Genomic DNA, 14,972 nt, shown 5'->3' with positions numbered 1-14,972 from the left:
ATAAGTAAGCCAACCAACTATGGGGCGTGGGCTAACAGGACAGTATGCAATCACCCAAGTAGCCGGGGAGCAGATACAAGCTTTTATTCCCTTCCCCCTACCCTGCACTGGAGCTAAACGCTTCCCGTCAGCAGTACAAATTGAGGGTACACAATCATCCCTCACTCAGTTACTACTTTTTGAGCTAGATGCAGGGTGTTTTACTTTCCAGTGGCCGTGGCAGTGAAAAAGCACCGGGGGAGTTTCGGCATACTCAAAACTGGATTGGTGGTACTCGACCAGGAAATGCTCACTTTGTACCTCCCCCACCCGCCTATATTCAGGACTGCATGACTGATTTGGAGAGATTCTTGCACGGGAAAGGACATGGCTATCCATCTCTAAAATTAAAGGGAATACTACCGACTCCTAGATCAAGTACGTTTAGAGGGAGATAAGGTACAGAGACACTCTAGGAGAATTCACAACACTTGATCTCCACCCCCGTGGAACCGATAAAGAATCATTGGGTAGCGTTGTACAGACTTAAGCACTTAGGAAATTCTGCAAGATGGGGCGCCGCTTCCAAACAATGAGCAGCGAAAAGTAGGGCAGGGTTAACTCTGGATCGTTCGTCAGGGGGGTGTAGATTTGCTGTTGAGGCGTTGTTGCCCAGCTCACCACTGCCGCCTGTTCTAAGAGGTTGTGTTCCTTGAGCCAATGCCAGACGTGGCCATAAACTGATCGCACCTTCATTAAAACCACCACCTCCGCCCATGCCCACACCCGGTCGAGGTCATCCCCGTGGTACATCGCTGGCAAAATCGCTAGGCGATCGCTCCCCAAGGTCAGAGGCACCCCTAAGCTAGCCGCTGCTGCCAAAGGCGAGCAAATTCCCGGAATCACTTCAATCGCGATATGGGCGTCAAGGCTCTGGACGGCTGCCGCTAGATAGGAAAACGTACTGTAGAAACTGACATCCCCCTCAGACACAAAGACCACATCACTGCCCTGAGCGAGGTATGCATAGACTTGCTCTGCCGCCTTTTGCCATGCCTGTTCCAGAACATCTTCTTCAAGAACGTAGGGGAATTCGAGAGGCAGATAAATTTGCTGGGGTTCTTTGTAGGGGGAAATGATCTCCTCGGCAATACCGCGCCGTCCCTGTAGTCCCGCAGGAAAGGCAATCACCCTTGCTTGCTGTAGGCGTCGCCAACCCTTGAGGGTAATGAGTTCGGGATCGCCGGGGCCTACGCCAATGCCGCAAAGGGTGGCCATTAGCCCCATCCCCACCAGTGCCCCAGTTGATAGACACTGCCACTCACCACCCACGCCATTACTAGGGCATAGAGGGTCGCAAAAATCGTAAATTGACCGCGTTTCGATTCACTCCAGAGGGTGGCAAGAGTGCTCAAGCAGGGGGTGTATAAGAGTGTAAAAAGCATAAAGCTGTAAGCTTGCAAGGGCGTTAAATCTTGGGCGATCGCCTGCTGTAACGAGGCACCCGAAAGGTGATAGATCACTGCCAACGCACCAATCACAATCTCCTTGGCCACAAAGCCAACAATGAGGGCGATCGTCAGGGCAGGTGTAATGCCCACCGGTGCCAAAAGCGGCTGTAGTGCTGTCCCCAGTTGACCCGCCCAGGTCTCTGAACTTGACGGCGTTGCATTCAGGGGCAAATGGGTCAATGCCCACACCACCAAGACACCTATCATAATGAAACCCGTGGCCCGCGAGAGAAAATGCCGCACCTCGCCCCAAGCCCGCAGAAACACTTGTCGCCCCGTTGGCCAGCGATAGGGGGGCAACTCCAGCAAAAAGGGATCCGTATTCGGGAAATAGCCCTGAAAACAGAGGGCAGTGAGCAAGGCCGCGAGAATACTCCAGCCATAGAGGGACAGCAGAACGGCTGCTCCCCACTGCAGGGGAAATAAACAGGCAATGAGAAAGACAAACACCTGTAGTCGTGCTGAACAGAGGGAAAAAGGAATGATCAGCATCGTCAGCAGCCGCAGCCCCGGCGAGCGAATAATGCGGGTGGCCATCAGGGCGGGGACATTGCAGCCAAAGCCCATCAAGGTGAGGACAAAGCTGCGTCCATCCAAACCCAAGCGTGCCATCAAGCCATCCATCAGGTAGGCGGCACGGGCAAGGTAGCCACTGTCCTCAACGATCGCCATCACAATAAAGAAGATGGTGACTAAGGGCACAAAGGCTGCTACCGTGGCAATACCGCCATAGATGCCCTCAATGAGCAAACTGCTGAGCAAAGGGGGCAGTCCCGTGAGGAATGGCTCCAGCACCTGTCCCTGAAAGGCTTCAAAGGTATCACTGAGCCAGCCTTGAACCCCCAGCCCCAGCACCCACACCACTTCAAAGACAAGGTATAGCCCTAGAAAAAAGAGGGGCAGTCCCCACAGGGGGTGTAGCAACCAGTGATCCAATTGCTCTGTCAGTCTGCGAACGGTGCGACTGGGGAAAGTCACGGTGCCTGCCAATAGGGGTGCGATCGCCTCCGCATCAAGCTCTGGCAATGTTGGCTTGAAGAGCGGGTCTTGGGGAATCGGGGCTTCCTTGAGGGCATAGCAAATTGTTTCGTAGGCCTCCCAATAACCGCCACCGTATTTGGCACTGAGCGCTACCACCGGCACCCCAAGGCGATCGCTCAATTTCTTGGTATCAATCTGAATCCCCAGTTGCCGTGCTTCATCGGCCATATTCAGGAGCACCACCATTGGTAGGCCCCAAGCCTTGACCTGAAGGGCTAAACGCAATTGATGCTGAATCTGACTAGCATTGAGAATGACCAACACCAGCCGCACCGGCACCCGTTGGAAAAACTCACGCACAATGGTTTCATCGGCAGCCGTCCCCGCCAGATCGTAGATGCCCGGCAAATCTACCAGTTTAACCATTTCACCATTAAGGGAAATCTCGGCTTCTGCTAAGTCCACCGTCATCCCCGGCCAGTTGCCGACATGGGCACGGGCTGCGGCAATGCGATTGAAAAATGTGGATTTACCAGTGTTCGGGAGGCCGAGAAGGGCGATCGTGCTTAGGGTCATTGGCGCGGCTGTGAAGATTGCAATTCAAAGGTACCCGTGTCACTATTATTGAGGGGAATGAGCAGACGACTCAGGAAGCGGCCATCCTCTAATTTATACATATCGAGGTTGTAGCCTAGGCGTTGGCACAGGTTGAAGCAGACTTTGAGGTGTCGTCCGGGGGGCTGATCAAGGCTGGAGGGAGCAAGCCAGTCGAGATGTTCGAGTTGGTGCAGTTTAATGAGTAACTGTGGCTCTATTTCCCCATTGTCGGTGATTGACAGTTCCAGCCAAGACTGCATTTTGCCCCCCTGACCCATGCCTTCAATTTGTTGGCACCAGAGGTCAATGCGGCCTTGGGAGGGCGATCGCTGGCAGGCAAAAAGCAACAACTCATAAAGGATTAACTCCAGCTTACTAATGTCACCATTGAGGGTGAGGACAGGTTGGTTGTGAACTTGAATCCACAGTTGTTTGCGCTGCTTCCAATTTTCGATGCGATCCATCACTCGCTTGAGGAGCACCGCTAGGCCTGCTGTCTCAGTCGTTTTGTCCAGTTGCCACACCTCATGACTCAAGAGGGGATGGAGGGATTCCAACTGGGTTTGCAGGAGCGTGCCCAACCGCCGCAGCAGGGGATCCGCCTCAGGGTGTTCCTGAACCCATTGCGTCAACTGATTGCAGAGACTCGCAAGTTGACTATAGACCTGTTCAAGGCGACGGTGCTTGTACCAGTTGAGAGTTTCAAGGGTTTGCCAGCCTTGGGTGAGCATTTGAATGAGGGAGGTACTGCGGTGTGCCCAAGCCAAATGGTTGACAAGGGTACTGAAGGCCTCTAGGTGCAAGGTTGACCATCGGCGATCGCGGCGATCAACAACAATCAGGACGCCCGAAGGCTCATATTCTGGGTCGGTACGCAGGGCGATCGCCAAAATTTGGCCAATCTCGGGCCCTGACAGCCACTCTCGCGTACGCGGATCTAGTTCTGCTGCTGTGGTTTGAATTAACCTAGCGTAGGGATTGCTGGTGACATCGGCTTGGGAGGCCATCAGGGCACTGTGGATCAGCGGATCCTCATAGATGGCAATCTCGGCCTCGTTACGAATGGCAAATTTGGGATGGCCGGGGGGCGGCGCCACAATCGAGCCAACCGTCTGACCGGGTCGCCAAGTTACTAAGGCTACAAGGGGCACCTGCATCAAGTTCATCAGTTGTTGCAAGGCCGTCAGTTCAATGCGCTCGAGGTTTTGGGTGCGCTGCAGTGCCGTCAGACCCGCCAACATCGCCGATCGCACCTGCTCCTGCTGCGTATTGGTGTTTTGCAGTTGCCACTGATGGCTAATGAGGCCAAGGGTGCGCGCCACTGCCTGTATCAGGGTTTGCTGACTTTTGCCCCAAACTGTGGGTTCAGTGCGCCCCACTAACAGCAGTGCTTCCAAAGAATGGCCGGGCGTGGTGGTTGCCACCAGAAGGGACTGGATATTCAGCTTGCCGAGAACCTCTTTCCAAGAGTAGAGGCGCAGTTCATGGCTGTAGTCTTCAAGAGCAATGGCTGTTGTTGCCGTTTCCAGCAGTTGCCAATCCATTTTTTGTAACGGCGGGAAGGGCGGATGGCGATCGCGCCCTCGGGGAGCCGGGTACTGAAACAGAACATCAAACGCTTGCGTCAGGGAGTTATAGGTTAGCAAAAAGACCCACTGTGCCCCCAAATCTGCTGCTAACTTTTCGCCCGCACGGTGGAGCACCCGCTTCCAGTCCTGTTCATCACAGATGGCCTGCGCCAACTCACTCACCAAGCTTTGGGCATACTGGGTCTGTGCCAAGAGGTGTTCGAGGCGTTCAGTGGGGGCTGCCAAGGCCAATAGCTCTGCGGTGACTTGGAGAAGTTTCTTCTCGTTGTCATTCCAAGGGTAAGGCTCACTGCGCTCGAATGTGAGAAAGCCCACGACATCCGTGCCCACCAGAATTGGGGTTGCCACAAGGGCACGGCAATTCAGCATTTGCATTAACCGTAAGGGTGCGGTGGCACTGACCACACTTTGACTATCGCTGACACTCACCGTTTGACCGCTGGCAAGGGCAGTATAACAACCTGCTAACTCCTGCTGCGTAATCGCTAAGGGTTGCCGCTGGCTCTCGCGACTCTGGGGTTTACCAACGGTGTAACTGCGCCGCCGATAGAGGGGTTGCTCCAAATCTCGCCAAAAGAGGCTGGTACGTTGAGGTTGACAGAATTGGTGCACTGCCAGCAACAGGGCTTCAATGCGTTGACCCAAACTAGTGGCACGGCTGGCCGCCTGAAGCAGATGGCGTACGGGGTCATCACTGGTAATCGTGGGAACAGCCGCTTGCTTTGCTTCTGGTGCCGCTTTCGTTGCTTGCGTAGCTGTTAGGCGCTCCAGTTCTGCGCCAAGGGCACTCACCAAGAGGCTCATGTGGGCCAAATCATCCCCCCGCAGGGTATCGCCCCATGTGGTGGAACCGAGCATGAGAATGCCGAGGGGTTGACGATGGCGGATAATGGGATAGATGGCCGTGCCTTGAATGCCCAAACGGGTGGCGGCTTCCCGCAACTCTGCTAGACGTGCTTCCTCCTTGAGACTGGGCAAACTAATGGGCTTGCGGTTTATCAACACCTGATCGAGAAGGCTACCGGCGGCAAGGGTCAGTTTCTGCTTGAGAAAGGAATGATCACCAACAGGCGTGGTGCCCCCTTGACCGATGAGTTGTTTGGCGGTTTCGTTGTACAGCCCCAACCAGACAAAGGACATGCCGAGGGTTTCTTGGACAAAGCTCACCAAGGGAGCAATGAGTCCGCCAATTTGCTCTTGCTGTTGTAACTGTTTGATGGTGTTGACCAGTGCCGCCAAAGCGGGGCTGACCTTCGAGGATTTGGCAGAGGTCATAGGGGCGATCGCAACCGAGAAGGATGTCTTCTATTCTAAACTTTGCCCTTCCGCAATCCTGTGCTGCAACTCACAGCAGGCAAGGAGAAAGTCTGGGGGCACAGGGGCAGGCCATGTCCCCTCAACTCGGCGATCGCCCAACACAATCAGATGCAGGCTATAGGCATGGGGATAGCCCTCCAATTCCAAATGCACCGCGTCGTTGCTGCCACTGAGGGTAATCATTTCCTCTACCATCAATTCGGGGGCGATCGCCAAAAGCTGCCCGTGAAGTTGGCGAAATAAATCCACAAATGCCTTGAATTCGGCTGCGGTAAGTTCTGTGGCCCAATTCTCAGCGCCCACCAGCCCTGCATAGGATTGATCGTTGCGCCAGCCCACCCGCCAGCCTTCCCCCACCCGCAGTTCCATAGGCTAGCCCTTTAAAACGTCGGTACGAGGCTACTGTTGCCGCCAAAGAGGGCCCAAGACAGGAAAAAGTTGAGAATAAAGATCGCCAACAGCGAGATCACCACAGCCGCCGTGGTGGATTGACCAACCCCCTTGGCGCCCCCTGTGGTTGTCATGCCCCAATTGCAGCCAATGATGGCCACCACACCCCCAAAAACCCCTGACTTGATAATTGAACTCCACAAATCCCAAGTTTGCAGAAAGTTCTGAATGGATTCAATATAGACCCCACGGGGAATGCCGTAGAGATAATCGGCAATAATCAAGCCCCCCCACAGCCCCGTTACGAGTGCCAAGATATTGAGAATGGGCAACATTAGCACACAGGCAATAAACCGTGGCACCACCAGATAATCCACAGGATCCGTGCCCAACATATAGAGGGCATCAATTTGCTCAGTGACCTTCATGGTGCCAATTTCAGCCGCAAAGGCGGAGCCAACCCGCCCGGCGAGTACCACCGCTGTCAGCACCGGCCCTAGTTCCCGCGCAAGAGCGATCGCCAGTACGCCCCCCACCGCAGAGGTGGCACCAAAGGTAATAAATTCACGGGCGACCTGAATCGTAAACACCATGCCCACAAAAGCCGCTGTAATCAGGGCAACACTAAGGGAGGCAGGCCCCACCAAGGCCATTTGCTCGATCAAATTACGCAGAGCAATCCGCCCCCGCACCAAATAAAAGACGACTTGGCCCGCTAAAAGAAAGGCTGTACCCAAGCGTTGTATGCCCTGACCTCCACTCCAGCGCAGCCGTGGCCACTTCATCGCCTTCATTGTTGGGTCCTAGAAATTACCGGTTTCACCCGCCGCACCATTACCTAAGCCTGAGAGTTTGAGGAAGAGGTTTTTATCTGTTGTGCTCTGATAAACACAGCTAATTTCAGGTTTGCCTTCAAGGTTGCCCACATAGCCAAAGGTATTCAGCCGCTGCCGACAACTGCGCAATTGTTCACCCGTAATCAGTTGTCGCTGTTCTAAAAGGGCGACGTTATTGGCGCGAATCACACAGCCCGGCTGCATGAAGGGCTGGGAAACAAAAACCGAGAAGGGGTTAAACGTCACAAAAATCCGCGTATCCACCGCGATCGCGCTCGCACCAAATTGCACACAAATATCAGGATTGGGTGCCGCCTGATCAATAAACTGCGTTGAGGCCACGTTATCAGGGTTGAGGGTCGTGGTTTTGCTAAAGGTGACACCCACACCGACGCCAATAATAAAGACCCCTCCCAACACCGCCAAAGTGCGAGTATTCACCGGTGACTTTGATTCTGACTGGGGAGGCCGACGAGTTTGCGGACGTGGACGCGGTGGCGATGGCGAACGTCGAGGCATAGCAGGAAGAGTCAACAGCACTTCCCTACCAGTATGCCCTTAGAAGGCAGGGTTTGACTGCCCCCCCGCTTGTTTTGGCTTCGCCTTGTTGACCTTGAGCACCCGTCCGAGCCATGTTGCACCATCGAGATCATCAATGGCAGCGGCCTCCTGAGTTTCATCCACCAGTTCGACAAAAGCAAAGCCCCGCCGTTTGCCTGTTTCTCGATCCACCGGCAACACAATCCGGCGAATAGCACCATATTTCTCAAAGACTTCGCGAAGATCGCTTTCTGTCGCCTCATAGGAGAGGTTGCCGATGTACAGTGTCATAACCCGAACTCAGAAGCAATTTGACAATCATCATAGCCCCTCGCTTTCCCGTCCCCATGCGATCCAGACTACAGAACCCAACACCTTGCAAAGAAAATTAACGTTTTCTTATTAGTGCCAGCGATCGCGCTATTTTAGCCGCCTGCAAAGCTGCACCCCTGACGATTGCCACCCAAACCGGAAGCTCGTCAGAGGTGCTATCATCAGACGGTACGTTTTGTCGTTAAGTTTTTAGATGGTTAAACTGACCCCGACACCTGCCTATAGTCTGACGCTCCGATTAGAGACTTCCTTGGATCCGACGGAATTGGGAACCGTTCTTCAGATTATTGGGGGGCAACAGGGGCAAGTGGGTTCCATCACCGTTATCGAGAAAACCGCCAATACAATCCTACGGGAACTGGTGGTGGTGGCTGCCAGCCGCGATCATGCGGAGGCCATTGTCAATGCTGTGAAATCTGACACCCAAGCCACCGTGCTAGAGGTGAGCGATCGCACGTTTCGCCTCCATGAGGGCGGCAAAATCACCGTTAGAAGCAAGCATCCTCTGCAAGAATATGACGATCTGGCGATGGCCTATACGCCGGGCGTGGGTCGGGTGTCCCAGGCGATCGCTGATGATCCTCAATTGGTGCACAAACTGACGATCAAAAGCCATACGGTGGCCATTGTCAGTGATGGCAGTGCGGTCTTGGGATTGGGCAATATCGGTCCAGAGGCTGCTCTACCGGTGATGGAGGGCAAGGCCATGCTCTTTCAAGAATTTGCCGGTCTGGACGCCTTTCCCATCTGTTTGAGCACGCAGGATGTGGATGAAATCGTCGCCACCGTGAAGCGCATCGCCCCCGTCTTTGGTGGCGTCAACCTGGAGGATATTAGTGCCCCCCGCTGCTTTGAGATTGAAGCCCGTCTGCAAGCGGAATTGGATATCCCTGTGTTTCACGATGACCAACACGGCACCGCCATTGTCACCCTTGCTGCCCTCAAGAATGCCCTGCAATTAGTGGGTAAATCCCTGGAAACTGTGCGCATTGTCATTAACGGTGCGGGGGCAGCCGGGATTGCCGTGGCACGACTCCTGCGCAAAGCTGGTGCCAAAGACTTAATCTTATGCAATCGCCGAGGCATTCTCTCAGTGCAGGCAGACCTGACCCCCGCTCAACAGGAATTTGCCGTTACCCAAACGGGAACCCTTGCCGATGCCCTTGTGGATGCTGATGTCTTTATTGGCTTGAGTGCCCCCGGCGTCCTGACATTGGCAATGGTACAACGCATGGCCAAAAAAGCGATTGTTTTTGCAATGGCCAATCCTGTTCCGGAAATCCAACCCGAACTCATCTATGACCATGTGGCGGTGGTAGCCACTGGCCGCAGTGACTATCCGAATCAAATCAACAATGTGCTGGCTTTTCCGGGGGTGTTTAAGGGTACCCTTGCCTGTCGGGCACCCCGCATGACGGAGGAGATGTTCCTCGCGGCAGCAGCAGCGATCGCGGCCTTGGTGACTCCCCCGGAACTGCACTCAGCCTATATTATTCCCTCAGTGTTTGATCCACGGGTGGCACCAGCAGTGGCCAAGGCGGTCGAGGAGTGCGCGCGATCGCTGGGGTTAGCACGTGCCTAGTCTCTATGGCGAGACAGTAAAGGGTTGAGTCAGGGTCAAGCCCAAATCCGTATTGGCATCAATCACCACTAGTCGCTGCACGGCTGGATCAATGGCACCACCAATGGTGGCACCGGCGGCTGCACCGGTAATCACTTTTTCGGGCGTAATCTTGCGATCGCCAATCACCGCAGAAGCACCGGTGGCCAAAGCGGCACCAATCAGCGTATCGCGAATAATAGAGGTAGCAGGCCGTCCTTGGTTGGTTTCAATCGCTGCCCCCGTCAGTGTCCCCGTGAGCACTTTCAGGGGCGTAATTCTGCGGTCTCCCGCCAAGCCAGAAATCCCCGCAGCAACAGCGGAACCAATGGCCGCATTGCGGAAGACATTGCCAATGTTGGGGTCACGGGCATCCCGAATCGTACGAATTACTTGGGAATTAGCAGCGATCGGGAGTTGGCGATTATTGATCACCACCGTATTGGCCACAAATTGAGACCCCCCTTGGGCGGGCTGGATCTGGCCAAAAATTTCACTGCCCACGGGAATCACCACACGACCTTGGCTATCGCGGACATCGGCAGCCGTCACCAAGCGGATCGCCACACTTTCATTGGGGCTAAGGACAATCCGCTCTGCATCGGGGAAACGAGCCGGAATTTGCTGACCGGCTGGGAGCGCAATGGGCGAGGTGGTAGCCACACCCGCAATGTACTGCGTCGGGACAAGGGCTTGGGCACTGGGGGCACGGGTCGCCTGACAGAGGAATGCGGCAATATCGGCACGGGTGGCCAGTTGATTCGGCCTAAAGAACTGCACATTGGGATAGTTCACCACCACTTGTTTAGCGGTGGCAGCGGCCACACCCGCGCGTCCATAGGCGGGAATTTCAGCCGCATCATTGAACTGCGCTAAGACGCCCTCCCCAGAAGGCGGTGTGGGATATTGCAAGCCACTCGCCAAGGCCACAATCGCCTGAACGCGAGGAATATTTTGATTGGGCTGAAAAACATTGCCGGGGTAGCCACTCAAGAAGCCGGTACGGGTGGCATTTTGAATCGCACTCGCTGCCCAAAACGTGCTGGGGACATCGTTAAACGTACTGGGGGCACGCACCACTGGGGCATTGGGAAACGCCTTCCCCAGCATGGCTGCATATTCAGCCCGGGTGACTTCCGCAAAGGGGCGAAAGGTGCCATCGGGATAGCCGCTGATAATGTTGCGACTGGCAAGGTGGTCAATACAGGCTTGTGCCCAGATGCCTTGGGTATCGGTAAAACGGGATTGGGCTTGAACCGGAACAGCCGCTATCAGGGCAAGGGTACCGGAACTCATTAAACCGCAGCTCAAAACGGCCAAGCTGCGCTGTGCTAGGCTCTGCATAGCAAATTTCTCCAAGTAAGTCAGAGGGTATTCAAGTTATCTGAGAGGGTTTTGGATACCCCTCAGCAATTTTGATTGGGAAAACACGTCAATCGTTGACTCTGCTGATGTCTATGGACGCAGTGCCGTAGCTTAGGTTCCCTTGGGAGTAGGGGCTTCACTGGGGACAAGAACCGATTCCACTTGGGTATTCATTTGCCAACCCGAAATTAAGGCAGCGGGTAGGGTATGGGGTTTAGGGCTGTGGAGCAGGTAAATCAGGCGATCGCCCACTTGCCACTCTTCATTGGCTCGCACCACCCGCAATCCCGCTGGCCGTTCCACAAGGAGGGGAAGCACTTTCCCAGAGCGTATCAAGGCGTCAAGGTGCTGGCGTTGCAATTGCGATCGCTCCTCCTCAATTACCAGTTCTCCCAGACGAACTGCCTCAGTGTTGATATATTGATTCCATTTTTTGATCGACAGTTGTGGGGCAAAGGCTGGACTCAACCCCAAGGGGCAATCCTCTAACTCAAGGGCGGCCAAGACCCGTGGCGGATGAAATTCTTCGAGGACGCGCTGTGCTAGCACCATATTCACCTCAGTATTACTCGTCACAGCCAGATAGGTGCCCAACTGAGTAATACCCGCCTCCTGCAAAATATTCAGGTCAAGGGCACTACTGAGATAGACGGGCAGGTGTTCACGGCGGGCTTGTTCGACGGCCTCGGGATCGGTGTCAATCATCACCACCTCTTCGCCGCGATCGCGCAAGATCCGCGCCAACAAGCGACCCAAGGGCGTACAGCCAGCAATCATCACCCCTGAAGCCCCTTGGGCACGAACATTCAGTTGCGTTGCCACCCAGCGAGCCGTTAAGCCTTGGCCGAAAACGGTCATCAAAATCGTCAGGAACACTTGTCCTTTAATGGCATCCCCCCCACTAATTCCCGCATTGGTGAGGGTAATCGAAAATAGAGAAGCCACTGAAGCTGCAACAATTCCCCGAGGGGCAATCCAACTGAGGAAAGCTTTTTGTTGCCAACTGAGATCACTGCCCCATGTACATAGGACAACGGCGAGGGGACGGATCAGGAACATCAAGCACAACACCGTGAGCACTCCCGACCAACCTAGCTCCAATAGGCCAGCGATCGAGAGATCCGCAGCAAGCAGAACAAACAAAACCGAGATCGAGAGCGTACTCAGTTGACCCTTAAAGCGCCGCAGCAGCCGCCCCCCCGGCACATCCGACCAACGCAGTACCAGCCCCAGAACCACCGCCATCATCAAACCGGATTCGCTCACCAGTTGATCCGAGACCCAAAACAATCCCCACAGCACTGCAAGCACCAACAGGTTCCGCAAATCTTCCGCCAAAAACCAAGCGCGGTGCAGGAAGCGATTGAGACACCAGCCACCAATACCACCAATCAAGGCACCCACCGCCAAGCGCTGAATAATACCGAGGGCGATCGCCCCCATGCCGAGGTCTTGGTTGAGAACGACGTTCAGCACCATCACTGCCAAAATGGCACCAATGGGGTCAATCAGTACCCCTTCCCCTTCGAGAATGACCGCTAGCTTGTGCTCTGCCCCCACTTGCCGCAGCAGAGGCCCAACAACTGTAGGCCCAGTCACCACGACAAGGGAGGCATAGAGAAAGGCCAGTTGCCACGGAAATTCGCCAATCCAATGGGCGGACATGGCGCCAGCCACAAACGTAACCAATCCCCCCAGCGTCACTAGCTTCCAGAGGCTACCCGTAATATCTTGGTCAGCGCGGCTAAGGTCTAAGCTCAAGCCCCCCTCAAAGAGAATCAAGGCCACACACAGGGGCACTAACACCTCTAGGCCTTCGCCTAAAACTTCTGGATGGACCAGCCCCAAGCCACTGGGTCCTGAGACAATGCCTGCCAGTAACAATAGGACAATACTTGGCAGCCGTAGCCACTGGGCAGTCACCTGGGCACCAATGCCCAAAACAACGGCGATGACGAACAAGGCGGTGAGTTCAGCACTACTTTCCATCGCAGCCTCCACAGGGGTTTAGACGTTTAGGGCTAGACTGACGGGCAAGCGTTCCTCCTTGTTCTACGTCAAAGTTCAGTATTAGACTGTTGCATTTGTCACACCCCATTACAGGGGAACCTGATTACAGGATACTGGAAGTCCTTGAGCACTGCCAATTTCAATTAATCTTGTTAATCTTTACTTCAAGAGGACAGCTATAGTGCGCTTTGCGATCGCCACCACAGCCATGCCGCTGCACCACAGAGGGTACAGTTGCCAATGAACGTGAGCAGCGCTTGCAGATCCACCAACCAAGCCAGTGTCACTGCATTATCGAAGTAATGCCACGTACAGGCACACATGGCACTCACCAACGCTGGTAGCATTGCCCACGCCAACCACCGCCATCCCTGCTTCGGGCAGCGGCGATCCAGTTGTGCCACAAACCAAATGGCCGCCATCCACTCCAGCACACTGGAAATATGCACCATCCACGTGGGAATTGATAGGGCGTGCATTAGGATTCTGGATAAATGAGGATTTTGTAGGTTGCCGGTGTCGGCTGTACTGCCTGTTCCACCGCTTCAGCCAGTTTTGATAGGGGATAGCGATCGCTCACGAGAGCTTTGACATCAATACGGCGATTAAAAATAATATCGCAGGCCAGCGACTGTAAGCGATAGGAGGAACTGTAGCTCCCCATGAGGTCAATCTCGCGGCGATAGAGAATGTTGGGATTGAGGGGAATCTCCATCTCATCGGGAAACTCCGCAAAAAAGAGGATTTTGCCCCCCTTGCGAGTACACTCTAAAGCTTGGAAAAAGGCCTTCTCACTAGGTACCGCCAAGAGACTGACATCCACCCCCAAGCCGTGGGTTAGGGTTTGCACTTTGGCACTGAGATCTAGATCGCGGGCATCAAAAGCGGCAGCAGCGCCCACTTCCTTGGCTTTAGCAATTCGGGAGGGCAGTAGATCGGTGGCGATCGCCCGTGCCCCAAAGAGATTCACCAACATAATAAACATCAGGCCAATGGGCCCTGCCCCAGTGATCAGTACGGTTTGACCGGGAGCAATGCCCGCTTTCTTGACTGCCTTCAGACAACAGTTGGTGGGTTCAACGAAGCTTGCTTCTTCATCACTAATGTCATCGGGAATGGGAATCAAGCCCCCGTGCTGCACAATATGCCCCGGCACCTTCACATACTCGGCAAAGCCCCCACCACTGGGAATAAAGCCCGCCGTTGTCGTCACTGTCTTATAGACATGGCACATGGAGTAGTTTTCATTCAAGCAGTAGGCGCAGTGCATACAGGGAATATGGTGCATGACCACCACCCGCTGACCCACCTGCCAGCCAGTCACAGCCTCGCCTACCGCCGCAATTTCACCCGCTGTTTCATGGCCAAAAATACGAGGTGGCTCATAGAGGGGATAGCGAATTTTTTTGATGTCCGATTGGCACAACCCAACCACCCTGACCCGTACCAGCACTTCATCGGCAGCAATCTCTGGAATCGGAATCTCTTCGTAGCTGAGTTGATTCACCCCTCGGAACACTTGGGCTTTCATTGAGACCTTTGCAAACTCATCACCCCTAAAGATAATTGTCCCTTGCACCGAGAGCAAGTCTTGATAATACCCCTTGGCGGCTTCAAGCAAAGGAAAACTCTAGTTGTTTTGCTGCCGACAAGCAAATAGTGGGCTGAGGCGACTTCATTTCAAGGGCATTCAATTCGCGCCAACACCCCCCTCGGGAACCTGTTGCAAAATTGCCGCTTTCTGCTCAGGGTAACGCTGACCTACGGAGGCAGGTACATCGCTCTCATAGAGAACCCCAGCTTCGAGGGCGTCCGCCAACGTCATCATTTGCGGACAAGGACTCGGCCAAGCAAATTGAGCATAGGGCACCAAGTCGTTGCGAATGCCCACCCAAAATAACCGCTGTTGCTTTTGCGGTACGCG

Annotated in this window: 12 protein-coding genes and 2 pseudogenes; 2 read left to right on the top strand and 12 right to left on the bottom strand. The window is 54.5% G+C overall.

The genetic code is table 11. The annotated features are described in order from the left end of the window. Window positions 1–19: 19 nt before the first annotated feature. Window positions 20–356 (top strand): annotated as a pseudogene (locus IGQ15_RS12115) (Fic family protein); the annotation flags it as partial. 169 nt (window positions 357–525) lie between these two features. Here IGQ15_RS12115 and IGQ15_RS11590 read toward each other — a convergent pair. From IGQ15_RS11590 to IGQ15_RS11560, 7 genes are read right to left on the bottom strand one after another with little or no spacing between them, the layout of a single operon-like run. After that, complete coding sequence (locus IGQ15_RS11590) at window positions 526–1,257, bottom strand: precorrin-2 C(20)-methyltransferase (protein ID WP_297051989.1); 732 nt, start codon at window positions 1,255–1,257, stop codon at window positions 526–528. Continuing rightward, complete coding sequence (gene feoB, locus IGQ15_RS11585) at window positions 1,257–3,047, bottom strand: ferrous iron transport protein B (RefSeq protein WP_297051986.1); 1,791 nt, start codon at window positions 3,045–3,047, stop codon at window positions 1,257–1,259. The genes IGQ15_RS11590 and feoB overlap by 1 nt, the downstream gene beginning before the upstream one ends. Beyond that, window positions 3,044–5,932, bottom strand: coding sequence for a GAF domain-containing protein (locus IGQ15_RS11580; RefSeq protein WP_297051983.1), 2,889 nt, complete (start codon window positions 5,930–5,932; stop codon window positions 3,044–3,046). The genes feoB and IGQ15_RS11580 overlap by 4 nt, the downstream gene beginning before the upstream one ends. Window positions 5,933–5,962: 30 nt before the next feature. Next, entirely contained in the window at window positions 5,963–6,343 is a 381-nt protein-coding gene (locus IGQ15_RS11575) for a DUF1818 family protein (protein ID WP_297051980.1), read from the bottom strand. 11 nt (window positions 6,344–6,354) lie between these two features. Next, a complete protein-coding gene (locus tag IGQ15_RS11570) occupies window positions 6,355–7,149 on the bottom strand; it encodes an MlaE family lipid ABC transporter permease subunit (protein ID WP_363315859.1) in 795 nt (264 codons plus the stop codon). A gap of 18 nt (window positions 7,150–7,167) precedes the next feature. After that, a complete protein-coding gene (locus tag IGQ15_RS11565; protein ID WP_363315858.1) occupies window positions 7,168–7,719 on the bottom strand; it encodes a DUF3172 domain-containing protein in 552 nt (183 codons plus the stop codon). A 39-nt stretch (window positions 7,720–7,758) separates the two neighbouring features. Then, a complete protein-coding gene (locus IGQ15_RS11560; RefSeq protein ID WP_297051969.1) occupies window positions 7,759–8,031 on the bottom strand; it encodes an RNA-binding protein in 273 nt (90 codons plus the stop codon). A 235-nt stretch (window positions 8,032–8,266) separates the two neighbouring features. On the opposite strand from IGQ15_RS11560, the gene IGQ15_RS11555 reads away from it, so the two are divergent. Next, window positions 8,267–9,655, top strand: coding sequence for an NAD-dependent malic enzyme (locus IGQ15_RS11555; RefSeq protein WP_297051966.1), 1,389 nt, complete (start codon window positions 8,267–8,269; stop codon window positions 9,653–9,655). Between the two features lie 3 nt (window positions 9,656–9,658). Here IGQ15_RS11555 and IGQ15_RS11550 read toward each other — a convergent pair whose 3' ends face one another. From IGQ15_RS11550 to IGQ15_RS11530, 5 genes and pseudogenes are all read right to left on the bottom strand, one after another. Then, window positions 9,659–11,017, bottom strand: a complete 1,359-nt coding sequence (locus IGQ15_RS11550) for an S-layer homology domain-containing protein (protein ID WP_297051964.1) — start codon at window positions 11,015–11,017, stop codon at window positions 9,659–9,661. A 132-nt stretch (window positions 11,018–11,149) separates the two neighbouring features. Continuing rightward, window positions 11,150–13,027, bottom strand: coding sequence for a sodium:proton antiporter (locus IGQ15_RS11545; RefSeq protein WP_297051961.1), 1,878 nt, complete (start codon window positions 13,025–13,027; stop codon window positions 11,150–11,152). 197 nt (window positions 13,028–13,224) lie between these two features. After that, window positions 13,225–13,527 carry a DUF2499 domain-containing protein gene (locus tag IGQ15_RS11540; protein ID WP_297051959.1) on the bottom strand — a complete coding sequence of 101 codons (303 nt, stop codon included), beginning with the start codon at window positions 13,525–13,527 and terminating at the stop codon, window positions 13,225–13,227. Further along, a complete protein-coding gene (locus IGQ15_RS11535) occupies window positions 13,527–14,579 on the bottom strand; it encodes a zinc-dependent dehydrogenase (RefSeq protein ID WP_363315860.1) in 1,053 nt (350 codons plus the stop codon). Before IGQ15_RS11535 ends, IGQ15_RS11540 begins: the two co-directional genes overlap by 1 nt. A 159-nt stretch (window positions 14,580–14,738) precedes the next feature. Beyond that, window positions 14,739–14,972, bottom strand: a pseudogene (locus IGQ15_RS11530) (DNA (cytosine-5-)-methyltransferase); the annotation flags it as partial.

It is taken from the genome of Thermosynechococcus sp. M98_K2018_005 (assembly GCF_015295825.1).
GTDB lineage: Bacteria > Cyanobacteriota > Cyanobacteriia > Thermosynechococcales > Thermosynechococcaceae > Thermosynechococcus.
The sequence above is the reverse complement of the archived record's forward strand: the minus strand, read 5'-3'. Positions and strand labels throughout refer to the sequence as shown.